This window comes from uncultured Pelagimonas sp., assembly GCF_947498515.1.
Taxonomy (GTDB): Bacteria; Pseudomonadota; Alphaproteobacteria; order Rhodobacterales; family Rhodobacteraceae; genus Pelagimonas.
Window position 1 is genome coordinate 60,869 of sequence record NZ_CANMKO010000006.1, and the last position, 23,957, is coordinate 84,825.

At 57.4% G+C, this 23,957-nt stretch carries 31 protein-coding genes; 15 read left to right on the forward strand and 16 right to left on the reverse strand.

Going from position 1 to position 23,957, the window contains the following annotated elements:
- Positions 1–69: 69 nt before the first annotated feature.
- The 5 genes from lgt (at position 70) to Q1A43_RS12440 (ending at position 4,103) form a co-directional block, all read left to right on the forward strand.
- Complete coding sequence (lgt, locus tag Q1A43_RS12420) at positions 70–957, forward strand: prolipoprotein diacylglyceryl transferase (protein ID WP_299935585.1); 888 nt, start codon at positions 70–72, stop codon at positions 955–957.
- Positions 954–2,018, forward strand: coding sequence for an SAM-dependent methyltransferase (locus tag Q1A43_RS12425; protein WP_299935588.1), 1,065 nt, complete (start codon positions 954–956; stop codon positions 2,016–2,018). Before lgt ends, Q1A43_RS12425 begins: the two co-directional genes overlap by 4 nt.
- A complete protein-coding gene (pgeF, locus tag Q1A43_RS12430; protein WP_299935590.1) occupies positions 2,015–2,767 on the forward strand; it encodes a peptidoglycan editing factor PgeF in 753 nt (250 codons plus the stop codon). The genes Q1A43_RS12425 and pgeF overlap by 4 nt, the downstream gene beginning before the upstream one ends.
- A 135-nt stretch (positions 2,768–2,902) precedes the next feature.
- Complete coding sequence (locus Q1A43_RS12435; RefSeq protein ID WP_299935593.1) at positions 2,903–3,061, forward strand: hypothetical protein; 159 nt, start codon at positions 2,903–2,905, stop codon at positions 3,059–3,061.
- 361 nt (positions 3,062–3,422) lie between these two features.
- Positions 3,423–4,103: a Hint domain-containing protein gene (locus tag Q1A43_RS12440; RefSeq protein ID WP_299926394.1), complete on the forward strand. Its 681-nt coding sequence runs from the start codon at positions 3,423–3,425 to the stop codon at positions 4,101–4,103.
- Between the two features lie 240 nt (positions 4,104–4,343).
- Here the strand turns inward: Q1A43_RS12440 and dddP are convergent, their stop codons facing one another.
- The 4 genes from dddP to Q1A43_RS12460 form a co-directional block, all read right to left on the reverse strand.
- A complete protein-coding gene (gene dddP, locus Q1A43_RS12445; RefSeq protein ID WP_299935595.1) occupies positions 4,344–5,678 on the reverse strand; it encodes a dimethylsulfonioproprionate lyase DddP in 1,335 nt (444 codons plus the stop codon).
- A 235-nt stretch (positions 5,679–5,913) separates the two neighbouring features.
- The gene (locus tag Q1A43_RS12450; protein ID WP_299926398.1) at positions 5,914–6,414 is read right to left on the reverse strand and encodes an Lrp/AsnC family transcriptional regulator; all 501 of its coding nucleotides are present in this window, start codon (positions 6,412–6,414) and stop codon (positions 5,914–5,916) included.
- A gap of 206 nt (positions 6,415–6,620) precedes the next feature.
- Positions 6,621–6,977 carry an antibiotic biosynthesis monooxygenase gene (locus Q1A43_RS12455; protein ID WP_299935597.1) on the reverse strand — a complete coding sequence of 119 codons (357 nt, stop codon included), beginning with the start codon at positions 6,975–6,977 and terminating at the stop codon, positions 6,621–6,623.
- Positions 6,974–7,312, reverse strand: coding sequence for an NIPSNAP family protein (locus Q1A43_RS12460; protein ID WP_299935600.1), 339 nt, complete (start codon positions 7,310–7,312; stop codon positions 6,974–6,976). Before Q1A43_RS12460 ends, Q1A43_RS12455 begins: the two co-directional genes overlap by 4 nt.
- A gap of 71 nt (positions 7,313–7,383) precedes the next feature.
- Here Q1A43_RS12460 and Q1A43_RS12465 point away from each other — a divergent pair, with 71 nt between their 5' ends.
- The 4 genes from Q1A43_RS12465 to Q1A43_RS12480 all read left to right on the forward strand — a co-directional run bounded on the left by Q1A43_RS12465 (position 7,384) and on the right by Q1A43_RS12480 (position 10,000).
- The gene (locus tag Q1A43_RS12465; RefSeq protein ID WP_299935602.1) at positions 7,384–8,064 is read left to right on the forward strand and encodes a winged helix-turn-helix domain-containing protein; all 681 of its coding nucleotides are present in this window, start codon (positions 7,384–7,386) and stop codon (positions 8,062–8,064) included.
- Positions 8,065–8,150: 86 nt separating this feature from the next.
- Entirely contained in the window at positions 8,151–9,092 is a 942-nt protein-coding gene (gene trxB, locus Q1A43_RS12470) for a thioredoxin-disulfide reductase (protein WP_299935605.1), read from the forward strand.
- The gene (locus Q1A43_RS12475) at positions 9,089–9,589 is read left to right on the forward strand and encodes an RES family NAD+ phosphorylase (protein WP_299935631.1); all 501 of its coding nucleotides are present in this window, start codon (positions 9,089–9,091) and stop codon (positions 9,587–9,589) included. The genes trxB and Q1A43_RS12475 overlap by 4 nt, the downstream gene beginning before the upstream one ends.
- 78 nt (positions 9,590–9,667) lie before the next feature.
- A complete protein-coding gene (locus Q1A43_RS12480; RefSeq protein ID WP_299926414.1) occupies positions 9,668–10,000 on the forward strand; it encodes a ribonuclease E inhibitor RraB in 333 nt (110 codons plus the stop codon).
- A 35-nt stretch (positions 10,001–10,035) separates the two neighbouring features.
- Here Q1A43_RS12480 and Q1A43_RS12485 read toward each other — a convergent pair whose 3' ends face one another.
- Positions 10,036–10,509, reverse strand: a complete 474-nt coding sequence (locus Q1A43_RS12485; protein WP_299935634.1) for a GNAT family protein — start codon at positions 10,507–10,509, stop codon at positions 10,036–10,038.
- A gap of 226 nt (positions 10,510–10,735) precedes the next feature.
- Here Q1A43_RS12485 and Q1A43_RS12490 point away from each other — a divergent pair, with 226 nt between their 5' ends.
- Positions 10,736–12,811, forward strand: a complete 2,076-nt coding sequence (locus tag Q1A43_RS12490; RefSeq protein ID WP_299935636.1) for a bifunctional sulfate adenylyltransferase/adenylylsulfate kinase — start codon at positions 10,736–10,738, stop codon at positions 12,809–12,811.
- Positions 12,812–12,967: 156 nt separating this feature from the next.
- On the opposite strand, the gene Q1A43_RS12495 is transcribed toward Q1A43_RS12490, so the two are convergent.
- The 7 genes from Q1A43_RS12495 to Q1A43_RS12525 all read right to left on the reverse strand — a co-directional run bounded on the left by Q1A43_RS12495 (position 12,968) and on the right by Q1A43_RS12525 (position 17,570).
- The gene (locus Q1A43_RS12495) at positions 12,968–13,444 is read right to left on the reverse strand and encodes a pseudoazurin (RefSeq protein WP_299935638.1); all 477 of its coding nucleotides are present in this window, start codon (positions 13,442–13,444) and stop codon (positions 12,968–12,970) included.
- Positions 13,428–14,201, reverse strand: coding sequence for an ABC transporter ATP-binding protein (locus Q1A43_RS12500; protein ID WP_299926426.1), 774 nt, complete (start codon positions 14,199–14,201; stop codon positions 13,428–13,430). The genes Q1A43_RS12495 and Q1A43_RS12500 overlap by 17 nt, the downstream gene beginning before the upstream one ends.
- The gene (locus tag Q1A43_RS12505; RefSeq protein WP_299935640.1) at positions 14,198–15,274 is read right to left on the reverse strand and encodes an iron ABC transporter permease; all 1,077 of its coding nucleotides are present in this window, start codon (positions 15,272–15,274) and stop codon (positions 14,198–14,200) included. The genes Q1A43_RS12500 and Q1A43_RS12505 overlap by 4 nt, the downstream gene beginning before the upstream one ends.
- Before the next feature lie 56 nt (positions 15,275–15,330).
- A complete protein-coding gene (locus tag Q1A43_RS12510; RefSeq protein WP_299926432.1) occupies positions 15,331–16,479 on the reverse strand; it encodes an ABC transporter substrate-binding protein in 1,149 nt (382 codons plus the stop codon).
- Positions 16,480–16,648: 169 nt separating this feature from the next.
- Positions 16,649–16,804: a hypothetical protein gene (locus Q1A43_RS12515; RefSeq protein ID WP_299935643.1), complete on the reverse strand. Its 156-nt coding sequence runs from the start codon at positions 16,802–16,804 to the stop codon at positions 16,649–16,651.
- A gap of 122 nt (positions 16,805–16,926) precedes the next feature.
- Positions 16,927–17,154, reverse strand: a complete 228-nt coding sequence (locus Q1A43_RS12520) for a DUF1150 family protein (protein WP_299926437.1) — start codon at positions 17,152–17,154, stop codon at positions 16,927–16,929.
- Between the two features lie 5 nt (positions 17,155–17,159).
- Positions 17,160–17,570, reverse strand: a complete 411-nt coding sequence (locus Q1A43_RS12525; protein WP_299926736.1) for an Hsp20 family protein — start codon at positions 17,568–17,570, stop codon at positions 17,160–17,162.
- Between the two features lie 159 nt (positions 17,571–17,729).
- On the opposite strand from Q1A43_RS12525, the gene Q1A43_RS12530 reads away from it, so the two are divergent.
- The 4 genes from Q1A43_RS12530 to Q1A43_RS12545 all read left to right on the forward strand — a co-directional run bounded on the left by Q1A43_RS12530 (position 17,730) and on the right by Q1A43_RS12545 (position 20,284).
- The gene (locus Q1A43_RS12530) at positions 17,730–17,954 is read left to right on the forward strand and encodes a DUF465 domain-containing protein (protein WP_299926439.1); all 225 of its coding nucleotides are present in this window, start codon (positions 17,730–17,732) and stop codon (positions 17,952–17,954) included.
- Position 17,955: 1 nt separating this feature from the next.
- Entirely contained in the window at positions 17,956–18,516 is a 561-nt protein-coding gene (locus Q1A43_RS12535) for a GNAT family protein (RefSeq protein ID WP_299926440.1), read from the forward strand.
- Between the two features lie 67 nt (positions 18,517–18,583).
- Positions 18,584–19,093, forward strand: a complete 510-nt coding sequence (purE, locus tag Q1A43_RS12540) for a 5-(carboxyamino)imidazole ribonucleotide mutase (protein ID WP_299935645.1) — start codon at positions 18,584–18,586, stop codon at positions 19,091–19,093.
- A 120-nt stretch (positions 19,094–19,213) separates the two neighbouring features.
- Positions 19,214–20,284, forward strand: coding sequence for a 5-(carboxyamino)imidazole ribonucleotide synthase (locus tag Q1A43_RS12545; protein ID WP_299935648.1), 1,071 nt, complete (start codon positions 19,214–19,216; stop codon positions 20,282–20,284).
- Positions 20,285–20,344: 60 nt separating this feature from the next.
- Here Q1A43_RS12545 and Q1A43_RS12550 read toward each other — a convergent pair whose 3' ends face one another.
- Together Q1A43_RS12550 and Q1A43_RS12555 are read right to left on the reverse strand one after the other, a co-directional pair.
- Positions 20,345–21,487: an alpha-D-ribose 1-methylphosphonate 5-triphosphate diphosphatase gene (locus tag Q1A43_RS12550; protein WP_299935651.1), complete on the reverse strand. Its 1,143-nt coding sequence runs from the start codon at positions 21,485–21,487 to the stop codon at positions 20,345–20,347.
- Positions 21,477–22,235, reverse strand: a complete 759-nt coding sequence (locus Q1A43_RS12555; RefSeq protein WP_299935654.1) for an alpha/beta fold hydrolase — start codon at positions 22,233–22,235, stop codon at positions 21,477–21,479. The genes Q1A43_RS12550 and Q1A43_RS12555 overlap by 11 nt, the downstream gene beginning before the upstream one ends.
- Positions 22,236–22,289: 54 nt before the next feature.
- Between Q1A43_RS12555 and Q1A43_RS12560 the strand changes: the two genes are divergently transcribed.
- Positions 22,290–22,745, forward strand: coding sequence for an NUDIX hydrolase (locus Q1A43_RS12560; protein WP_299935657.1), 456 nt, complete (start codon positions 22,290–22,292; stop codon positions 22,743–22,745).
- Here Q1A43_RS12560 and Q1A43_RS12565 read toward each other — a convergent pair.
- Together Q1A43_RS12565 and Q1A43_RS12570 are read right to left on the reverse strand one after the other, a co-directional pair.
- Positions 22,715–23,569 (reverse strand): DMT family transporter, encoded by an 855-nt coding sequence (locus Q1A43_RS12565; protein WP_299935660.1) that lies wholly within the window; start codon positions 23,567–23,569, stop codon positions 22,715–22,717. The two genes, Q1A43_RS12560 and Q1A43_RS12565, sit on opposite strands and share 31 nt — an antisense overlap.
- A 25-nt stretch (positions 23,570–23,594) precedes the next feature.
- Entirely contained in the window at positions 23,595–23,948 is a 354-nt protein-coding gene (locus Q1A43_RS12570) for a hypothetical protein (protein WP_299935663.1), read from the reverse strand.
- Between the last annotated feature and the right edge of the window lie 9 nt (positions 23,949–23,957).

A 23,957-nucleotide genomic window follows, 5' to 3' on the forward strand; every position in this document is an offset into this window, starting at 1 on the left:
ACCTATATGGGGCTCAATACCCCGGTTCACAAGCTTGACTTCCCCCCAAATCCAGAGGCAACAGGACGCATGTTGGCAGCAATCCCCTTCCCGCCCCTTTCGCCCGAACTGTTCGCAATCGACATTTTCGGCTTTCATCTCGCTCTGCGCTGGTACGCACTCGCCTATATCGTTGGCATCCTGTTGGGCTGGCGCTTTGCGGTGATGACGGTCAACCGCGCCGCCCTTTGGCGCGACGATCAGCCCCCCATGACCCGCGACCAGATCGAAGACTTGCTGACTTGGATCATCCTCGGCGTGATTATTGGCGGGCGGCTTGGTTATGTGCTGTTTTACCAACCCGGTTACTACCTCGCCAACCCCACCGAAATCCCCATCATCTGGCAGGGCGGCATGTCCTTTCATGGCGGTTTCCTTGGCACCGTGATCGGGGCGTGGATCTTTTGTGCCCGTCACAACATTCCCAAACTGCCCACCGCTGATATGCTTGCGTTGGCCGCCCCGGCGGGCTTGTTCTTTGGCCGGATCGCCAACTTCATCAACGCCGAACTCTGGGGGCGTCAAACCGACGTTCCTTGGGGGGTCATCTTTCCCGGTGATCACCCACAAAACTGTGGCCAGCCTCTCGGCGAATTCTGCGCCCGCCACCCGTCCCAGCTTTACGAAGCCGGCCTCGAAGGTCTCGCCCTTGGCCTCATCATATTCGTCTTGATCCGACGCGGCGCACTCAAAAAACCCGGTCTGATCGCGGGCACTTTCTTTGCCGGTTATGGGGCCGCGCGCTTCTTTGTCGAATTTTTCCGCCAGCCCGATGCGCAATTCCAATCGCCCGGAAATCCGCTTGGCCTCGCGTGGCACATCAACGGCTATGGCTTGACCATGGGCCAAATCCTGACGCTGCCGATGATCGCGGTTGGCATCTGGTTCATTCTCCGCGCCAAACGGGCCGCCAAATGACCACGCTGCACGACATCCTCATCCGTCAGATCGCCACCACCGGGCCGATCACGCTTGCGGACTATATGACACAATGCCTGCTCCATCCCGAGCACGGCTATTATACCACCCGCGATCCGCTTGGTTCGGCGGGGGATTTCACCACCGCCCCTGAGATCAGCCAAATGTTTGGCGAACTTATCGGGTTGTGTCTTGCCCAGACCTGGCTCGACCAAGGCGCGCCCGGCGCCTTTACCCTTGCTGAAATCGGCCCCGGTCGCGGCACGCTTATGGCCGACATCCTACGCGCCACCCGCGCCGTGCCCGGCTTTCACGCCGCCGCCACCCTTCATCTGATCGAAGCGTCACCAACGCTACGCAAAGCACAGGCCGACCGTCTAACCGACCACACCCCGACATGGCACGACAGCATCACCACCCTCCCCGAGGCCCCGCTCCTCCTTGTTGCCAATGAATTCTTTGACGCCCTGCCGATCCGCCAATTCACCCGCGATGCCAAAGGTTGGCGCGAAACCATGGTGGCCGTCCAAGACACCACTTTAATTGCGGGCCTTTCCGACCCGGCCCCAATCGAAATGCTCGACCACCGCCTAGCGGACACCGAAACGGGGCAGATCGTCGAAACCTGCGCCCCCGCCGCGCCTATCACCGCCGAAATCAGCCGCCGCATCGCCACGTACGGCGGCACGGCGCTGATCTTTGACTATGGAGACTGGCATTCGCGTGGCGACACCTTCCAAGCCCTGCGAAACCATCACCCCGTTGATCCCTTTGCCACCCCCGGTGCCGCCGATCTCACCGCACATGTTGATTTTGAGGCGTTGGCCCTTGCAGCCACTGGCGTCACCCATAGCGCCATGACGACCCAAGGAGTCTTTCTCGAACGACTTGGTATCACGGCACGGGCGCAAACCCTTGCCACGTCTCTTACCGGTACGGCGCTTGAATCGCATATTCAGGCACATCGCCGGTTGACGCATCCCCAAGAAATGGGTTCGTTGTTCAAGACACTGGCGCTCGTTCCGACGGGTGCCCCGCTGCCACCGGGATATAATCAATGACTTTGGAAATCATCACCTCTGATGCTTTGACCCCGTTTCGTCACGGGTTCTTTACCCGCAAAGGCGGTGCCTCTTCTGGTGTGTTTGACGGGCTGAACTGTGGTTCCGGCTCGACCGATCAGGCCGAAATCGTTGCCATCAACCGCGCCCGCGTTGCCGAAGCCATGGACGTCAACGCCCTCGCCTCCGTTCATCAGGTGCATTCCCCCGACGTGATCACCGTCACCGAAACCGCCCAACCAAATGACAAACCCAAGGCCGACGCCCTCGTCACCGCAACCCCCGGTGTGGCGCTATCGATTCTCACCGCCGACTGTCAGCCGGTTTTGTTTGCCGATGCCGAGGCCGAGGTTATCGGTGCCGCACATGCCGGGTGGAAAGGCGCGATGGGCGGGGTTCTGGAAACAACCATCGACGCGATGATCGCCCTAGGCGCCACGCGCGAAAACATCTCGGCCGTGATTGGCCCCTCGATCAGTCAACGCGCCTATGAGGTCGGCCCGGAATTCCTTGATAGCTTTCTAAGCGAAGACCCAGAGAACAGCCGTTTCTTTGCGGATGGTCAGGGCGACAAAGCCCAATTCGACCTGCCGTCCTATGGCTTGCACAAGTTGCGCAACGCCGGGGTCAACGCCGAATGGACCCGGCACTGCACCTATTCCGATCCCGACCGGTTCTTTTCCTATCGCCGTGCCACACATGCCGGTGATGCGGACTATGGCCGCCTCATTTCGGTGATCCGCATCTGATTGGAAACAATCACCACCTTGTCGCGGTATTATCCCACCTTAGTCACATGTCTGCCCCAATTCAGGGTCAAAACAATTTTAACAAAGGCGCAAACGCCACCCCTGATAAGACCCGAGCAGACACGGAGACGACCCATGAAAACGCAGATGAAACCAAAGACCCGCTTCATCAAGTCCATCGTTGCCACCGCCAAGGAAACTCAGACCCAGATGCCTTGGGAACGTGGGGCAACCCGCATGGCCAGCATCGCGCGCCGCCGCGCCGCGCTAATGGGCAATCTGCGGACCGCCTGATTCTATTCAAATTGCCCGCATTTCGGCGCCCTCCCTGTCGAAATGTGGCATTTTCGTTGATGTATTCGTGACAATCTTTTCGATTCCTGCGGGATTGATCCCGCCATACCTGCCAAAACTGACCCAATCTTGACGATGTTCGATAATTGCGGCCTATTCGTGTTCAACGAAACGCGAAACGCAATCGTCCATTTGTCGTTGTTGGTGGGGGCCAGCACGAATGTGACCGACCTGAGTAAAGGGTGATCACATGTCCAGCCTCCGTCATGGCACTTCCAGTATGCAACATGCTCTCTCCGCACCCATTCCGGCTGACCGGAATGCGCGTCTGGAATCGCAACCTCAACGCGCAACCTCTCTCATGCGCAAATACGAGTGTGCGGCTCTGCTGCCTGACCTGACTGTCTCGTTTCGCCAACATGTGGCCCCTGCGTCCCCTCTGTTCGAGGATAGTGCGAGTGCTTTCGCCCGCGGCACGCTGATCCAAACGGTGCGTGGCCCTGTCGCCATCGAAGATCTGCTGCCCGGCGATTATATCGAAACCGCCAATGGGGCCGAACCGGTCACTTGGATCGGCTCAACCACCTATGTGCCCGGTCGCGACGACGCATCGACCTCGCTCACCCATTTGACCCGCATCACCACCGACGCCTTTGGCCTTGGCAAACCCGCCTTTGATTTGATGGTTGGCCCCGGCGCGCGCATGGTTGTGCGTCATGACAAACTGCGGACCATGCTTGGCCAAGACTCGGTTCTTGCCCCGGTCCAAGACTATACCGATGGTGATCGTTTTCTGGAAATCACCCCGGCGGGCACCGTTCAGATGTATCACCTGATGGTGCGCGAACACACGACGATAACCGTTGGCGGCATCGAGATGGAAACCTACCACCCCGGCAAATCCATCGGTCAGGACCTCGGCCAAAACATGCGCGCCCTGTTCCTCTCGATGTTCCCCAACCTAACCGACCTGAACGATTTCGGCCAAGTCAGCCTAACCCGCTCCACCCGCAAGGTGATTGAACAACTACTGGACAGTTAAGCGCGCCTCGGGCAGCCCATTCGCTTTACTCTTGTCGGCTTGGCAGAGTCGGCTTGGCAGAGCGAGTGTTTGGAAACTTCGGTATGAATTGTCGTATTGATGGAATGATTTCCAACTTCGATACGGAACTTATTCATACCCCTTTTCGGACGAAACGGTTCTGCCCGATGTGTGACGAGGCAACCGTTTTCCTACGTAGGGCTGACAATGGTGCAAGGCGCTGGACCGTAACCTTTACGCTCACAGAAAACGTTGGTCGAGCGGATAGCTCGACATCTTTTCGAAACCAACGCTCGATACGACCCCTTGATCTTCAAGCTTAACCATATGATCCCCGCCGACTTCACCCACCAAGGCCTCGATGCAAAGCGTCAGACCGGGTTCAAGCCGCGCGTCGAACGCCCCTTCGACCAATCGATCAGGATAGGCGATCAATGGCCATTCGTCGCACATTCCGACGCCATGCATCGGCGAGGAGTATTTCAGGGCTTGATACCGGCCTTGCAAAACATGCAACGAACGGGTCACATCTTCCATATGCCGCCCCGGTCGCAGGCATGCGATATTGTATCGGATGTGTTCAACCGCCTCTGCAAAGCTTTCACGCATGTGCACAGGCGCACGGTCGTCACTGATCCACCACGTTCGGCTGAGGTCCGCGCAGATGCCGTATGGCCCAATCAAATCAGTGTCAAAGGCGATTATTTCGTTCTCTGAAATGATCCGTGGCCCGCATTCCTGAAACCAAGGATTGGTGCGGCATCCTGAGGTAAGAAGCCGCGTTTCGATCCATTCACCGCCGCGCTTGATGTTTTCGGCATGCAGCACAGCCCAAACATCGTCCTCAGTCACGCCTCCATTTGGAATTTCGCTGCGCGCAAACGTCTCCATCGCGGCCATTGAGCGTTCGCATGAATGAATCGCGCATCGCATGGCACGCAGTTCGTGCTCGGTCTTGATCGCGCGCGTCCGCTCCGTCACCTCCTCGCCGTCGCGATACGCCAGCCCTGCGTTTCGGATCGCGTCCAACCCGGCGGGCTGAATCTTGTCGATTCCAATCTTCTTGTGACCCGGCGCGTGCGCGGCCAGCAGATCCGCCACCTCGGCGGCAAAGGCGTCTGCTGCTGGCTCGATCCGGTCCCCACGTGCAAAGTAGAACATATCCGCACCCGACCGGATTTCACGGACCAGCGGATTAAAGTCAGCAAGGAACGGCGCGTTCTTGTAATCCCAAAGCACCATGTACCCATCAGCACATAAAAGCGCAGCGCGGAACGGATTGTGCGTATTCCATATTTGCATGTTCGTTGTGTCAGTGGCGTAGCGGATGTTTAGGGGATCAAACATAAGCAATCCGCCATAGCCCCGCGCGATAATCGCTTCGGTTAACGCCGCGTGCCGGGCGGCGCGCATTTTCGTGAGGTCCGGCAATGCCAATCCCGCCTCGCGCCATTCTTGAAACGCGAGCGCAGTCGGCCCGATCTCGACGCGGTCGCCATTGTTTTCGGTACCATCACCCAAGCGCGGGCCCTGAGTTGGGTCGATCCGGCGCGACGCGCTATAGTGATTGTTCATTCCGCCACCTCTCCATGCACAGCAGCAGTTCGCCCGCAGGTACCTTGAGAGAAGGGTTGCAACTGCCCGAACGTCCGTCGAGCGTTGCAACGACAAATGAAGTCGCTTTTGTTGAAAATGCTTGCGCCCGAGCCGTCATCTAAGAAGCGTCACGCATCGGTTAGAATGGGCTCAAAGCTGACCTAAGCTCCACTATCGCGGGGCCCCTGCATCTAGAAACCCGTGTCAAAAGCTTTTAGGCGTTGCGGCTTAGCCGTTCTTCCAAGACATCAAACGGCACGCCGGGTTCATCTTTGGCACCGCGAATAACCAGCGATGTTTTCACGCTTGCCACATTTGGAGCGGTCAAAAGATCGCCGGTCAAAAACGTCTGAAATGTCGATAGATCGGGCGCGACGCATTTCAGGATGAAATCGACCTCACCGTTCAGCATATGGCATTCGCGCACCAACGGCCATTCGCGGCAACGCTCTTCGAATGCGCGCAGATCGCTTTCGGCTTGGCTTTGCAATCCGACGCTGGCGAACACCTGGACCTCAAAGCCAAGCTCGCGCGCATCCACCTCGGCATGATAGCCTTTGATGAACCCTTGCTCCTCAAGCGTACGGACCCGGCGCAAACAGGGTGGCGCAGAAATCCCAACCCGGCGGGCCAGTTCTACGTTTGTCATCCGCCCATCGGCCTGCAATTCAGCCAGAATCATACGGTCAATCGGATCGAGCCGGTGCGTTGGCATAGTCTTCCCCTGCAATTCGCGATTGTTATAGCATCCCGCCGCGCTCGCGCAATAATATTTCGCAAAAGCGCAACAAAGTTCCGGATTTCAAAACCGGACGGCAACCCGGCCTCGCGGTGAAGCCGGATTTATCGCGCAGAGGGGCTCTGAATCATGCCCCCTTCACAAGGTCAAGGGAGGACCCGACTTACCCGTCGTCAGCCCACTTACTCGGCATTGCGATCATGGGCCTGCAAACTGTCCTTTGGCGCCTCGTCCCGGTCGGTCATGCCGTAATCCCGGATCACGCTGGCAACCCGAAGCCGATAACCCTCAAACACGTCTGAGCGGCCCAACGCCTGCGCCTGCCGGTGCTCTTCCAATTGACGCCAGCGTAGCACCGCGTCCTCATCCCGGAAAAACGACAGCGATAGCAATTTCTCGGGGTTGGTGAGGCTTTGAAACCGTTCGACCGAAAGAAACCCGTCTACCTGCTCTAGGCGCTGTTTCAAATCGGCGGCAATATCAAGGTAGCGATCCTTTTCACCCCCCTTGATCTTCACCTCAAATATCACCGCAATCATGTTGTCCCCTTTGGTTGAAACGCGCCATGCGGGTCCGATACCCGACAAAGCCATGTTCGGTCTTCGCGCAGCAAAAACCGTTCCTTTTGCGCAAACTCATAGTTTTCTCGCCCCAATGGGTCCGCCGATAACCGGGCGCGATAGGCTTCATACTCTGCAAGGCTCTCGACATTGTAAATGCCATAGGCCAGCGTCGAAGACCCTTCGTGCGGGGCATAATATCCGATCAAATCCGCCCCACAGCGTGGGATCGCTTGCCCCCAGTTTCGGGCGTATTGGGCGAATTGATCGCGTTTGGTTGGATCGATATGATAGCGAATAACGCAGGTTAGCATGGCGGTCTCCTCTTGTGACTTTGCCGTCCTAGCGTATTGCGCGCTTCCAACGCTTCGATTACGGTCGAACTATGAAAGAAGGCCCTGACATCGCCCATATCGCCGCGCTGATCGGTGATCCGGCCCGCGCCAATATGCTCACCGCCTTGATGAGCGGCAAAGCCCTGACCGCCACCGAACTGGCGACCGAGGCCGGGATCACCGTGCAAACCGCCAGCACCCATTTGGCAAAACTCGCCGAGGGTGGTCTGGTCGAGACGCGCAAACAGGGGCGGCACAAATATAGCTCGCTTGCCAATGATGACATTGCGACCCTGCTTGAAAACCTGATGGGGGTGGCGGCCAAAACCGGACATCTGCGCACCCGAACCGGCCCTAAAGACGCCGCTTTGCGCAAGGCCCGCGTCTGTTACAACCATCTGGCGGGCGACATGGGCACCCAAATGTACGACAGTTTGCGCGCCCGCGACATGCTTCACCACTCTGGCGAAACCCTACATCTTTCCCCCACCGGAGAAAGCTTTGTCACCGCATTGGGAATTGACCTTCCCCATTTGCAACACCAACGCGCGCCGCTCTGTCGGGATTGTCTCGATTGGAGCGAACGGCGCTCGCACCTCGCCGGGAGCCTCGGCCGCGCACTCCTGTCCCGATTTATCGAACTTGGCTGGGCCAAACCTGTGGCTGATAGCCGGGTGATCCGCTTTTCGTCCCTTGGCTCAACCGAATTCGCAAAGCATTTCCCGCTCTGACCTCACATTCGTGAGACGCCGATCAGCCCCTCTTTAAACCCGTGACCACGCCCGTTATATCACCCTTGCATTCAAGGAGAGGCCATATGTCCGAGACCCGTCACACCAAAGTTCTGATCATCGGTTCCGGCCCGGCGGGCTATACCGCCGCCGTTTACGCCGCGCGCGCCATGATCGAGCCGATCCTTGTACAAGGCCTTGAGCCCGGCGGCCAGTTGACCACCACAACCGAGGTCGAAAATTACCCGTCTTTCATCGACATCCAAGGCCCCGAGCTGATGATGAAAATGGAAGAACACGCCCGCGCCATGGGCACCGAAATCATCGGTGACATCATCACCTCGATCGATTTTGACCAACGCCCCTTTGTCGCCCAATCCGATAGCGGCACGGTCTATACCGCCGATTCGATCATTCTTGCCACTGGTGCGCGTGCCAAATGGCTGGGTCTGGAAAGCGAAGAGGCGTTCAAAGGCTTTGGCGTTTCGGCCTGTGCCACCTGCGACGGCTTCTTTTATCGTGGCAAAGAGATTGTGGTGATCGGTGGCGGCAACACCGCCGTCGAAGAGGCGCTGTTTCTGACCAACTTTGCCTCCAAAGTGACCTTGATCCACCGTCGTGACGAATTGCGGTCCGAAAAGATCCTTCAGGACCGCCTGTTCAAGAACCCCAAGATTGAACCGCTCTGGTTCCATGAGGTCGAAGAAGTCCTTGGCGATGAAAATCCCAAAGGCGTCACCGGCGTGCGTGTCAAACACACCAAAACCGGCGAAACACAGGTCATCGACTGCGCCGGTGTTTTTGTTGCCATCGGCCACGCGCCCGCCAATGAATTGGTCAAAGACGTGCTCGACACCCACATGGGCGGCTATGTGGTGACCCAACCGGATTCCACCGCGACCTCAATCCCCGGCGTCTTCGCCGCTGGCGATTTGACCGACCACAAATACCGTCAGGCGGTGACCAGCGCCGGAATGGGCTGTATGGCCGCGCTTGAGGCCGAACGCTTCTTGGCTGAGCAAGAGTGATCGACCCACGCCAAACCCTGCCCCTATCGGGGAGGTTTTGGCGATCAACATTTTCGGGGCAAGAGGACACTCTTCTTGCCCCGGCCCAAGCCCCAAACGGGCGCTGGCATCATGACGGGCAAAAGGCCCTATATGTGTCGCAAACGCCCGAAGGTTGCCGCGTTGCCCTGCGGGTCTATGTCAAAGACGGCGACCCCGCGCGGCAAATCTACCCGATCCAAGTCACCCATGCCCGCATCGTCGACCTGCGCGATCCAAAAGTTCGCGAGGCCTTCGACACACGTCTTTCTGACCTGCATGTCTTTTGGTCCGATCTCATGGCCTCGGGCGACCCCGTTCCAACCTGGAACCTTTCCGACCGCCTGCGCAAGATCGGAGCGGACGGCATCTTGACCCCATCTAGAAGCCGCCCCGACCTCACTCATCTCACCCTGTTTCGCTGGAACATCGCCGGCGGCCCCACCGTTCGGCAACTTGGCGACCCGTTGACCTTTTGACCCGTGACAGAATGGCGTGACACCATCGCCCATCTAAGTTAGGTCAGCGCCAAACACCCGCCGCGCAAGGACAGCCCAATGACCCATGATTTTGCCGCCCAAAAGGCTGAAACCTTCGCCACCTACTCCGAGTTGCAGGACAAACATGGCCTGCCCGATGTGGCCGATGTCGACTATTTCTTTGTTCCATCGTCTGAGGAGTCCGATTGGCGCCCGCTGGCCGACGCCCTAAGCCGCGCCGACTACACCTGCGAATACATCGAACCCGAAGATGACGAGGCCCCCTACCTTGTGGCCACCTTGATGGATCAAGTCGTCTCTGCTGATGGCATCTGGATCGGCGAAGACGTCGCCACCCGCGCCGCCCTTGACCACGGGTTCACCCCGGACGGTTGGGGCCTTGAAGGTTAAACACAGCCCCGAAGCCAAACTCAAAACCGGCTTTGTTATCCTGTCTCAAGCCTGAATTTGCGAAATGTTTCGCCCTCATAGTCGATGTCACCCACATAGGTTGCGCCCATTTTGGTTAGCGCTCCTAAATTCTTGCGCGAGGGCGGCAAGAGGAAGGTGACATAGGGAATCCGGTCGTCAGACTTTGCAAAATCAATTGCTTTCCTAGCGATCCGCACGCCCAATCCAAAGGCCGCAGGCGCAAGGACCAAACCAAAGTCCCACTCGTCCCCTTCTTTTTGGAAACCACCCCAACCGACATAGTCTCCGTCACAAAGAATCGCCCAATGCCCAAGGCCATCGCGCTGCCAACAGGCCTCTTTTGACTCCACAAAACGCGCAACGGTGGCTTTGTCCCATCGGAACGTCACAAGCGGCATATGCTCGGCGACCCGTTCATCGGACATATGCGCAAGGATTTCTGCCTGATCAATATCCGACAGTCTGGCAAAAGTGATAACGCGCGGCAAACCAATGCCCCCTTGTTCGAGGTTTTCAAGCACCCTACCCGCCGCGCACCCGATCACAATGTGCAAGCCCGTTTTGCGCCATCAGATGACGACATCTTGAATCCGCAGCACCGGCTGTGACCAATGTGCCGCAATTCGCCGACCGACAAAGGGTGCCCAAGTTTTTGCTTTGCTGCAGCTGCAAACTGTGCAATTTGTTCACGCGTGAACACACTTTGAGTCTGAGATGCCGACTGATATTCAAAAACTGGCTGTGGAAGAGGACCTTCTCTTTCGACTGCTGCGCCAACTCGAGGCCGCGCCTGACGCGTCTCAGCGCGCAACAGCAGCGGCCGTTGGCGTATCGCTTGGCAAGCTGAACGCACAACTGCGCGCCGCGGCCCAAGCCGGTTTTGTCAAAATCACCGACCGCGACGGCCCCGACAAACGCCAACGTTTCGCCTATGCGATCACCGTGCGCGGAGCCGCAGAACAGATCCGTCTCAGAGACCATTTTCTAGCCCGCAAATTCGCAGAATATGACGCTCTGCATGCGGAGTTAACTGGAACGACTAGCGGGCTTGAGCCCTTTAAACACAGGACCAAAATCATGCAAAATAACCTTGCACCCATTCCTGAGCTGTATGTGTCGTATGACAGCGCACAAAAGCTCAAGGTTGAAGCGGCAGAGCTGACCTCTCACGACCTGTCCCCCCGTCAGATTTGCGATCTGGAACTGTTGATGAACGGCGGCTTCAACCCGCTCAAGGGGTTCCTGAGCGAAGAAGACTACAACGGTGTTGTTGAAAACATGCGTTTGGCCGATGGCACCTTGTGGCCCATGCCAATCACGCTCGATGTCTCCGAAGACTTCGCCGCGTCGATCGAAGTTGGTCAGGACATCGCGCTTCGTGACCAAGAAGGCGTGATCCTGGCGACCATGACCGTCACCGACCGTTGGGAACCCAACAAAGCAAACGAAGCCGAAAAGGTTTTCGGGGCCGATGACGATGCGCATCCTGCCGTCAACTATCTGCACAACACCGCTGGCAAGATCTATCTCGGTGGCCCGATCACTGGCATCCAACAGCCTGTTCACTATGACTTCCGCGGTCGCCGTGACACGCCCAATGAATTGCGCGCCTATTTCCGCAAGTTGGGCTGGCGCAAAGTTGTTGCGTTCCAAACACGTAACCCGCTGCACCGCGCGCATCAGGAACTGACCTTCCGCGCCGCCAAGGAAGCTCAGGCCAACCTGTTGATCCACCCAATCGTTGGCATGACCAAGCCCGGCGACGTTGATCACTTTACCCGCGTGCGTTGCTACGAAGCGGTTCTCGACAAATATCCTGCCTCGACCACTTCCATGTCGCTGCTCAACCTTGCCATGCGTATGGCCGGCCCCCGCGAGGCGGTTTGGCATGGTCTGATCCGCGCCAACCACGGCTGCACCCACTTCATCGTTGGCCGCGACCACGCTGGCCCCGGCAAAAACTCGGCTGGCGAAGATTTCTACGGCCCCTATGACGCCCAGGACCTTTACCGTGCCAACCAGTCCGAAATCGGCTGTGAAATGGTTGATTTCAAACACATGGTTTGGGTGCAGGAACGCGCCCAGTATGAAGCCATCGATGAGATCGAAGACAAAGACAATATCACCATTCTCAACATCTCGGGCACCGAACTGCGCCGCCGTTTGGCCGAAGGTCTTGAAATCCCTGAGTGGTTCTCCTTCCCTGAGGTTGTCAAAGAGCTGCGCAAAACCAAACCGCCACGCTCGCAGCAAGGCTTCACCGTGTTCTTCACCGGCTTCTCCGGGTCCGGAAAATCCACCATTGCAAACGCTCTGATGGTCAAGCTGATGGAAATGGGTGGTCGCCCAGTGACCTTGCTCGATGGTGACATCGTTCGCAAAAACCTGTCGTCGGAACTTGGCTTCTCCAAAGAGCACCGCGATCTCAACATCCGTCGTATCGGTTATGTGGCTTCCGAAATCACCAAAAACGGTGGTATCGCGATCTGTGCGCCCATCGCGCCTTATGCCACCACCCGCCGCGCCGTGCGTGAAGATGTCGAACAGTTCGGTGCCTTTATCGAAATCCACGTCGCCACCACGATCGAAGAATGCGAACGTCGGGACCGCAAAGGCCTCTATAAGCTGGCGCGCGAAGGCAAGATCAAAGAGTTCACCGGCATTTCCGACCCATACGATGTGCCTGCAAACCCGGAGCTCAGCGTTGAGACCGAGAATGTCGAAGTCGACAACTGTGCTCATCAGGTCATTCTGAAGCTGGAAAGCATGGGTTTGATCGCCGCTGACTAACGCGCGAACATCCTCTTTAGAAAACACAAAAGGCCGGGCCCCCGGCCTTTTGTTGCATCTAGGGATCGACGCTGCGATCCCTGCCAAGACGTCACTTTGTAGATTGCCGATGACACGAGCCCGTTTGGCAGGGGCGTGCAGGACTTAACCCTCTGACTAGGCTTCAAGTTCGGATAGCAACCTGCGGAAAGCCTTGCGCGCGGCCCCCGGATGACGCACCTTTTTCGCTTTTTCCAGATTTGACAGATCTTCACCGACGATGATCACTCCGACCATCCCCATTTCATAATGTGGCAGGCAAACGCAGCCGTAGACGCCCGGTACGGTGAAAGAAACAGTTAGCTCTTCATCAATAGCCCCGTTCCAGGGTTTCGCCCCCTCGGGGATCATCCCGCGCTTAGAAGCGGCATTGTGGCCACCATCTGTTGGGACAAATGTCACGCTGTCACCCAAATCGATGTGCAGGATCGCAGGTGTGAAAACGTTTGGCGTACCCGTATCACCGCAGGCCGCGTTGAGCATCAGAACGCTGTGAGGAGCATCATTGCGCAGGACAGGCACAGGGCAGGCCCATGCAGTACTGGCCGCCCCAAGGGCAGAAAGGGAGAGGACAAAATTACGACGCGTAGGCATGAACAGTCAGGTCCTTTCTGGGGCCGTTGCAGATCTCAACGTCCACTTTGTAAACTTGGGTAATTGCCGGCGAGCGCAGAACCTCTTGTGCGGTTCCCTGAGCCAAAATTTGCCCTTTTCCCAACAAAATGAGGTGATCGGCATAGCGAGCAGCAAGGTTGAGGTCATGAAGTGCAACGACCCCGATGGCATTGCGTTGCTCCATCACGGTCTTGATCCGCATCAGCACATCGAGCTGGTGACGCAGATCCAAAGCGGAGGTTGGCTCGTCGAAAAGATAGACGTCACAGTGCCGGATCAAAGCCTGCGCGACCGAAACCATTTGGGACTGCCCGCCGGACAATTCGCTTATATAAGCTTCGGCAAGATGCCCAATGCCAGCCTGCGCCAAAGCAATTCCAACGGTATGCATGTCTGCGTCAGACACCCGCCAACCTCGCAAGTGCTTGTGCGCCATCATCACAACGTCAAACACCGTCAACGCGGCATTCGCGGCAAATTGCTGAGGCATAAAGCAAATGAGTTCCAACCGTTTGCGCGCACTTCGGTCCGCAAGGTTATTGCCATCCAGAACTATTTGCCCACGTTGTGGCTTTTTCAAACCCGAGATCAATCGAAAGAGCGTTGACTTGCCCGCCGCATTCGGCCCGATCAACGCTGTGAGTTTGCCCTTTGGAAGGGGTTGGAAGCTTAGGTTTTCTAGAACGTCGCGTGCGCCATAGGAAAACGAGAGATTGTTCGCACTCAAACCTGTCATTGCCAGTGCCTTTTGCGTTGCCCAAGAATGAGCAAAATGAAGAAAGGAATACCGATGAGCGATGTTATCATACCAATCGGGTAGACAATGCCGGGTGTGATCGCCTTAGAGGCAATCGACGTTCCCGACATGATCAACGCGCCACATAGCGCCGACAAAGGTAGAAAACCCCGTTGATCCTCGCCCACGATCATTCGTGCAATATGCGGTCCGACCAACCCGACAAAGGCGACAGCCCCAACAAAAGACACCGCAACAGCGGATAACAGCGAGACACCCGCCAGCACCGACATACGCAAGAGCGAGACGTTGACACCTAATGCTGCGGCCTTCTCCTCCCCCATTCGCAACGCGGTCAACGCCCATGAACGCGACATGAAATAGGGCAGCACGATCAGCAAGACGGCAAAGCAAACACCAACCTTTGCCCATGAGGCGCGGGCAAGCGACCCCAGTTGCCAAAAGATCAACTGCGCCAATTGCAACTCGGATGCTCCGTATTGCAAAAACGCCAAAAGCGCATTGAAGGTGAACAGCATTGCAATACCCACAAGGATCATCACCTCGGGCGTCACACCGCGTAGACGGGTGAATAGGAACAAAAAGCCCGAAGTAATCATCGCAAGCAAGAAAGCGTTCACAGTCACGAACAACCCGCCGACACCGGGGACAACGGACCACCCCAAGACAATGGCGAGTGCGGCCCCAAAACTCGCGGCGGAGGACAGGCCAAGAGTAAAGGGATCAGCCAACGGGTTGTTGAGGATCGTCTGCATTTCCGCACCGGCAACGCCAAGCATCGCGCCCACCGCAACAGCCATCAAGGCGATGGGAAGGCGCAGTTGCCAGATGATGACATCTTCCTTTGGCGATGCGATGGACGGGTCCAAGATCACCGCCAAAGTGCGCCCAAAGCTTAGGTTTGCCGGGCCTGTTATGACATCCAGCACAATAAGGCTGGACAGCAGAGCCGCGGCAGCAAAGACAAGCCCAACACGTTGGAACATGCGCCGCTTATACGCCACAACAAGCGCTGCGGCATCAGGTGCCGCGATACTGATTTGATCAGTCATAGTGAGAATCCGAGTTTAGGCCCGCACCAATGAAAAGGCCGTGCGGGCCGTTTTGATCAGTTCAAGGTCGCCCAGAACTGACCCGATGCATCGAATGGCAAGAACTTGTCGTGCAACTCATTAAACGACGCCTGTGGATCAAGGTCTTCAAAGTCATCTGGATGCAGCCACTTTGCGATCTGCTGTACCGCGACGAAATGATAGGGCGAGTTGTAGAACTGGTGATAGATGGAGTGCATGTGCCCCTCCTTCACCGCCCGTAGGTCTGCAAATCCTGTCCGATCGGCAAGGGCCTGCAGCTTTGTGGCATTGACCGCCGGATCACCATCGTACCCCAATAGTACAGACGTCACCTCGGGCCGTGCTTCTTGCCAATTGGCACCCGTCCCGATGATGTGATCGGGATCTGCTTCGAGAAGCCCTTCAAGGCTGATGTCAACAGAGTAGGCATTGGCAAGCGTTGACGCGTAATTTACGCCGCCTGCAAGCTCAACAAAGCGCCCATAGTTGTATGGGCCAAACGACCAGCAACAAAAATCCGTCTGCCAACCCGCCGCATTTTCGATCGCAACAAGCGGGCGTTCATCGGCCGGGATTTGGTCAACGATATTGGTCACCTTGCGCATTTGACCAATGTAGAAATCGATGAACTCAGCCGCGCGTTTTTCCTCGCCCAAGATCCGACCCATCATCAAAAGCGAGGGCACAGTATTCTCGGTTGCATTGCGGCGGAAATCGACGAAGGCGACATTGACGCCCGCGCTTTCCATTTTCTCGATCAAGCCGGTCTCTTCGGCTTTGAACAGGTTGCCCACATCAAGCAACAACAAGTCGGTTTCAGCCTCCAGCACGGCTTCAACGCTAAAATCACCGGCATATGGGTTACCAAAGTTGATGAGTCGCGCCGTGTCTTCGGGGAACGCGGTTTCGTATTTGCGAAAGGCATCCGGGTCATACAGGATCAAATCATCCTTCCAACCCACGATCTTTTCAAACGGGTTGCCGGTTGTTAGCGGCGCGATAGAATACATCATCCGACCTTCGCCAAGCACAATCTTGTCCGGTAGATCGGTGAATGTAACCTGCCGTCCGGCAATGTCTGTTACAGTGAGGGCTTCCGCTTGAGCTTCACTGGCGTGCGCAATCATCAATGCGCTGGCTGTTACGGCACCAAGGAAACCGCCGTGATGTGTCATGATCGACATGGGCGTCTCCGATTTGGTTTGTCAGTGTAAATCGGCTTGTAGCGGCAGAGAGAAAGATATCCAAGTGTTTTTGTCGGAATTTATTAAATTGCGAATCCAACACGCAAAATTGCCAATCCTTAAGAACGCAAGTTAGGTCTCACGGGAACAAAGAACCGGTTTGCTACTCTCATCCCGAGCAGATCGCCTCGAGATCCAAGTTGAGGTCGAAAAGCCCGCTATAGCGAGCGCCCCCTCGGGACAGACCTCCACCACGTTCGCCCACGGAACCATTCAGACGTCGCATGACGTCCAAACTGCCATCGGCGCGATGCTCGTCGGACATGTTCGCGGCGCGCCTCGTCCGATGTTGTTGGTCCGTCACGCTGGCTATACTGCGCCGGCTAGGCAAAGAAAAAGCCGCGGTCGCCCCCGGCTTTTCTCAATTCTTAACGGGTCTAGACGAGATCAGTGCACCGTGACCGGCGCAAAGTCATTCTGCCGCGCAAGGGCAAAGGCCAAGGTCCGATCTTTAACAAGCGCCAAACGCTCGCCCTCAGAACTATGCACCGCATAAAGCGTCGCACGTCGGCCAACTTTGGCCCGCACATCAACCGGCAAATCCTTGCCTTTGACCGCGCGCACATAGACCACGTTCTCATGGTTCAGTTTGTCGAAATCATACTTCTCGAACATTCGCCTCAACCTTTCTTGATCTGGATCGTCTGCACAACCGTTTCCGGACGGCTCATGGTCAAATCCACATGTAAAAGCCCGTTTTCCATTTGGGCTTCGCCAACCTCGACCCCATCGGCCAACACAAAACTGCGCTGGAACTGGCGCGAGGCAATGCCACGATGCAGGAACACCCGTTCGCCGCCATCGTCCTTTTGTCGACCCCGGATGACCAATTGACGGTCCTCTACAGTGATCGAAAGATCGTCTTCGCCAAATCCGGCCACGGCCAGCGTGATCCGATAGGCGTAATCTGCGGTTTGTTCGATATTGAAAGGCGGATAGCCTTCGCTGGATTTTGCTGTCCGCTCCAGCAGACGCTCCAGTTGCTCGAAGCCGAGCATATGGGGATAGGACCCCAAAGTCAGTTTGGTCATCGACACGTCCTTTTGCAAAGCGACCGTCACACTACGTGGTCCCATCTTGGCAACCCCGCACGTCGAATATGGGAAGCTCAATGCCGCAGCGCAAGACCTTTGCGCCAATGCGATTAATTCGCTATCATATAATCCAGTAATATTTCAGGGGGTTCACCTATGAACGCGCCGACCGATCTATCCATGAAAAACGATGATGTGCTCCGGGTCGAGCTTGAGGTTTTCAAGCAGGAGCACAGTGATCTCAACGTCGCCATTAGCGCCCTTCAAGCCACCGGAACCTTTGACCAGATCACCTTGCAGCGTCTGAAGAAAAAGAAGCTTCAGCTAAAGGACAAGATCGCCCAGATCGAAGACCGCCTACTGCCTGACATCATTGCCTGATATGCGTCTAGTTGGGGGGGATGAGACAGACGGGGATAGGTTGCACAGCGGTGCCCTAACCCTGCGCGCGCCCCGCGCTGGCGATGCCGAGGCCCGGTTTGCCTTGGGCCAAGACCCAACCATCATCCGTATGTTTGGCAAAGACCCGGCCGAGCTCCCCCCTTGGAGCCGCGAAGCCGCCTTTGATTGGGTCGCCGAAATTCAACGCCATCCCCATGCGTGGATCATCGAACGGGACGGTGCCTTGGCTGGCTCAATCCGGCTCAATAACGTCAATCCCAAAGACGCCAAAGCGCGTTTGGGAATCGGTTTGGTCAATCACACCCAATTGGGCCAAGGGATCGGTCGCGGGGCGATCACTCTTTTGCTCGATCATGCCTTTGGCAAGATGGCACTGAACCGCGTTTATTTGCGTGTCATCGAATACAACACCCGCGCCATCCGCTGTTACGAAGCCTGTGGCTTCCGACGTGAAGGCGTTGAACGCCAATCGGCCCGCGTTGGCGACACATGGCATGACGATGTCCTCATGGCAAAACTGGCACAGGATCACCGGGGTTAAACGCGCCGCATTGCCCTATGCGTCTGCCTGCCTATAGTGCGCGCTTCTTCGCATCTGAGGGACGATCATGAGCGCAGCACAAACCACACCCGTCAAAGTCGGTATCATCATGGGTAGCCAATCGGACTGGCCCACCATGAAAGAGGCCGCCGATGTTCTCGAAGAACTGGGCGTCGCGCATGAGGTCAAGATCGTCTCGGCCCACCGCACGCCGGATCGGCTCTGGGACTATGGCAAAACCGCCGTTGACCGCGGCCTTCAAGTAATCATCGCCGGGGCCGGTGGTGCCGCGCATTTACCCGGTATGATGGCGTCGAAAACGCGGGTTCCTGTCATTGGCATCCCGGTTCAAACCCGCGCGCTTTCCGGCGTCGATAGCCTCTATTCCATCCTGCAAATGCCACGCGGCTTTCCGGTTGCGACTATGGCCATCGGGGCGGCAGGGGCGAAAAACGGCGGTCTGATGGCCGCTGGTATTCTGGCGCTTCAGGACCCGGACCTTGCCGCGCGTCTTGATCAATGGCGCAGCGACCTCTCTGCTTCTATCGCCGATGAACCCGACCGCGATCTTGTCTAAGGGCAAAAACCCCTAAAATCGGGGCAAATCGGATAGATTGCCCTGCTTTGCCCCCCTTGGCCCCCTTGCGCAAACGGCGGTTTCGCCGCATCAAGCGCGCAACGCTACAGGAGGCCCATCATGACAACTCCCCTCGCCACCGGATCGACCATCGGTATTCTCGGAGGCGGCCAGCTTGGCCGCATGTTGTCAGTTGCCGCCAGCCGCCTTGGCTTCAAAACCCATATATTTGAACCAAGCGCCAACCCACCCGCCGCCGATGTGGCACATCGGGTCACCACCGCCTCTTACGAAGACGCCGACGCCCTGCGGGCCTTTGCCGATACCGTCGATGTCATCACCTACGAATTCGAGAATATTCCAACCTCCGCGCTGGATTTACTCGAAACGCTGCGCCCCATTCGCCCCGGCCGCGAAGCCCTCCGCATCAGCCAAGACCGCCTGACAGAAAAGGCCTTTCTCGCCGACTTGGGTCTTAGCATCGCCCCCTTTGCCGATGTCACCGACACCGCAAGCATGAGTGCAGCTGTCGAGAAAATTGGTGCGCCGTCGATCCTGAAAACCCGTCGGTTTGGCTATGATGGCAAGGGCCAAGCACGCCTCAAAACCTCCGAAGACGCCGCAACGGCTCTGGCCGACATGCAAGGGGCCCCGGCAGTTCTCGAAGGGTTTGTGAACTTTTCGTGCGAGATTTCGGTCATCGCCGCCCGCGCAATTGATGGTCAGGTCGCGGCCTATGATCCCGGTGAAAACGTCCACCGCGACGGCATCCTGCACACGACAACGGTTCCGGCCAAAGTGCCGTCGCGCTTTCTCACCGACGCGGTTTTGATGGCCGGTCGCATTTTGAATGCGCTGGACTATGTCGGCGTCATGGGCGTCGAATTCTTTGTGACTCCTCAAGGGCTTGTCATCAACGAAATTGCGCCGCGCGTGCATAATTCCGGCCACTGGACGCAAAACGGCTGTGTGTGTTGTCAGTTTGAACAACACATCCGCGCGGTTTCCGGTTGGCCGCTTGGTGACGGGCAACGCCATTCCGACGTGCAAATGGAAAACCTCATTGGCGATGACATGGACAAAATGCCGGAGCTGATGGCCGATCCGTCCTGCGCCCTGCATCTCTATGGCAAGGCGGATGTGAAACCGGGGCGCAAAATGGCCCACGTCAATCGGATCACCAAGGGCTAGGGGCGCGCTCAAATTCCGTGCACGGAATTTGCAAAACTTTTGCAAAAGTTTTGGGGTCGCTCAGACAAAGCGTTGTGCGACCTCGCCACTCATCCACGCCACTTGCCCGCCCGCAACCGTAGCGACAATCCGGCGATTGCTTTGATCCATCACAATGAAATCCGCCCGCAGTCCCGGTTCAAGGCGACCGCGGTCTTCCAGTCCAAGCAAACGCGCCGGGCCGTCTGAAACCAACCGCCACGCTGCAACCTCATCCAACAGGCCAAGCTCAACACAGCGCCACGCCGCGCGTGCCGGTGATGGATAGTGATAATCCGACGCCAAAGCATCACAAAGCCCCGCCCCGATCAAATCTTGCGCCGAAGCATTGCCCGCATGGCTCGCCCCGCGCACAACATTCGGGGCACCAAGCACAATGAACTCGCCCGCATCTCGCGCCGCCTGCGCCGCGTCTAATGTCTCTGGAAATTCAGAGACATGCGCCCCGCGCGCGCGCCATTCGGCGCGATCGGCGGCGGTGTGGTCATCATGGCTCCCCATGGTGATCCCCTTGGCGGCCAACCGATGTGTTAGCGCATCCATCGCCGGGCCAACCTCGGCCCCGCGCCCATGCAAATCGAGCAAAAGCTTAAAATAATCCTCAGGATTGCGACGGCTTTTGAGCGCCTGCCCGGTCAACCGTGGTGGCTTGCGCCCTTCGGCCAGACGCGCGTGCGGCAAGTGATCGTTGAACACCACATAGCCGACACCAAATTCATCAATCACCGCCTCAGCCGCGTCCATTTCATCCAAGTAATGCGTTTCAAGCCGCAATTGCAGCCGCATATCAATGGGAACGCTGGTGCGCATCACCCGCACCGAGTCAAACACCTCGCGGGCGAAATCCGGGCCGCGCAAACCGCCTTCCCAGCTCCAAAACTGGGCCAAGACAGCGGTTGTAATGCCATTCGCGGCCAGCTCCGCCGCAACCGCCACCATACCCGCATCGCGTTCACGCAGCGCCCCACGGCGCGGGGCCATGTGGCGTTCAAACCCATCGCCATGTACGTCTATGATGCCCGGCAAAACGTCATAGCCCGTCAGGTCAATCTCACGCCCATCCGCTGCGTCAACAAAGACGCCACCGGACACCGCCAAGGGCGCGCTGTCCCAGCCATCGGGCCGTAAAACCCGCGCACCTTGCAAGGTTACGTCAATGCTCATGCGGTTCCTCCGGGCAAATTCCAACCAGACAGGTCAACATGGCTGGGGTGACGTCATCCGTCCAATCAAGCCCCGGATCAAAGCGCCCTTCGCGCAAAAACAGCGCCACCTGCGCCATGCTCATTGGGTCCTGCATGATAAACGTATGGGTGACTGGCAAAACGATATGCGCATCCATGCCTTCAATCCGGGTCGAGGCCACGGTGACCTTGCCATCGTCCTCGCCGGGCAAGATCGCCGAAAACGCCGGGTTGAGCGAGTTTGTCCCGGCGATCACCCCAAGCTCAAACCCCACAGGGGGCAATCGCGCCGGCACACCATCCGGACCTGTGCGCAATTGCAAACCGGCCGGGCCGTTGATCCACTCAAACGGGGCCCAATCACCCAGCTCATCAACGATTTCACTGCCTTGATTGGGTGGGGCCAGCATCACAACACGGCCAAGCCAATCTGGCGACGTGTCCTTTAGATAGGATCGCAACAATATCCCACCCATGGAATGGGTGACCATATGAACGGGGCGCGATTTGCATTGGGCTACCGCTTCGGGGATCACCTGAACCAGCTCTTCGATCGGTGCCTCGGTTGACGGGTAATCCGCCACAACCACGTCGTAACCCTGTACTTCCATCACCCGAGCCATCAGGCCAAAGGAAGTGCCGGTTCGCGCCAACCCATGCAGCATAACGATACATTCGGCCCGAACAGGGGCCGCGACACATAAAAGCAAGACAATGAGATATTTCATGGCGCTTGAAATAAGCACCCTGCCCGCCTTAGGAAAGGGATAAAGGAGCCAGACATGAACAATCGCCCCATCCGTTTGGCCGTGCGTGGCATTATTTTGCACGAAAACCGGGTCCTTTTGGTCAATGCTTGGCCGCCAAGCAAGAGCGGACAGCAGTCTGATCTTTGGTGCGCGCCCGGTGGCGGCGTCGAAAAAGGGCAATCACTGCCCGACAATCTGGCCCGCGAAATCATGGAAGAATGCGGGTTTCCCATCGACGTTGGCGCGCCCTGTCTGATCAATGAATTTCACAATCCTGACGACGGTTTCCATCAGGTTGAGGTGTTTTTCCGCTGTCAGATGAGCGGTGACATGCCGTCTGTTTGGCAAGACCCGGAACAGGTGGTGAATAGACGGCGCTTCTTTGGACGGGATGAGGTTCAGGACATACGCCTGAAACCCGAAAGCCTGCGCCGAATCCCTTGGACCGATGAAATCGCCTATGACGCTTTGGAACGTTTGGTGAAATAACTCGGTCCGATGATAGACACCGCGACCCCGCCAAGGATGATGAGTGTCGCCAGAATGGCCTTGGAAGACAGGGTTTCGCCAAGCATCAACACCCCGCCAAGCATCGCTATCGGCGGCACGGTAAGCTGGGCCACCGCCCCAACCGATGCCCCCAAGCGTGGCAAGATGCTATACCAAAGCGCATAGCCAAGGCCCGAGGTCACCGCGCCGCTTATCACGGCCAAGGTCGCCCCGCGCGTCGTGATCACACTTTCGGGAACGCCCATCAGCGCCCAAATCACCAGCGGAAACAGCAAAGCCGCCGCCGCAAAATTGACCGCCGTATCGCCCAAGGCGTTGCCGCTCCCGCGCCCAACAAGCGAATAAAGCCCCCAGCCGATCCCGGCGATGACCATCATTACAACGCTGTATTTGCTATCCGCGATGCCTTGCCACGGCCAAACAAGGTAGATCAGCCCACCCAACGCCACCAAAGCCCCGGCAACACGCAAGCCCGGCAGGGGTTCGCGCAACACCGCCGCTCCGGCAAACATCGCCACCTGAACCGTGCCAAACAGCAAAAGAGCGCCCAAACCGGCATCCATGCCAACATAGGCCGCCGTGAACCCAACGATATAGGCCAGCAAACCGATGATGCTAAGCGCGCGTTTGCCCGAAACAAGGGTCATGTCGCGACGTAGCCAAAGGCTCAGCCCAACCAGAACAACCGCCCCAGCCCCCAACCGCAAGGCCCCAAAGCTCGCCACATCAATGTCGCCCGCGACCAATGCCTCGCGCGTCAAAAGCGAGTTGGCGGCAAAGGCGACCATTGTCAGCGCGGACAAAAGGAAAAGTTGCGTTTTTCCCACCCTAGGGTCGCACCGGGAAACGATGGCCGTCTTCGGTGATCAGGATCAGCCGGTCGCCATTTTTCACATACATATCGCAGCGGGTCGATTCATTCAGAAACTCGATACAGACCGTGCCCTCGGGGGTGATGTCCCAATAGCCATAGGCCGATCCGCCGTCATTGGCATAGGTGTAGCTATAGCGCCCATCCTCGTAGTAATGCGATTGCCCATCGTCATAAAAGGTCAGAACCTCGCCGCGCAGACGACCATCCAACCCCTCAAGATCAAAGGCCGCATCCCCTTGTTTCATGGCAAACCCTTCGGCCAAGGCCGGTCCGGTCAAAACCATCATCACGAGCAAGATCAAGCGCATAAGCTCCTC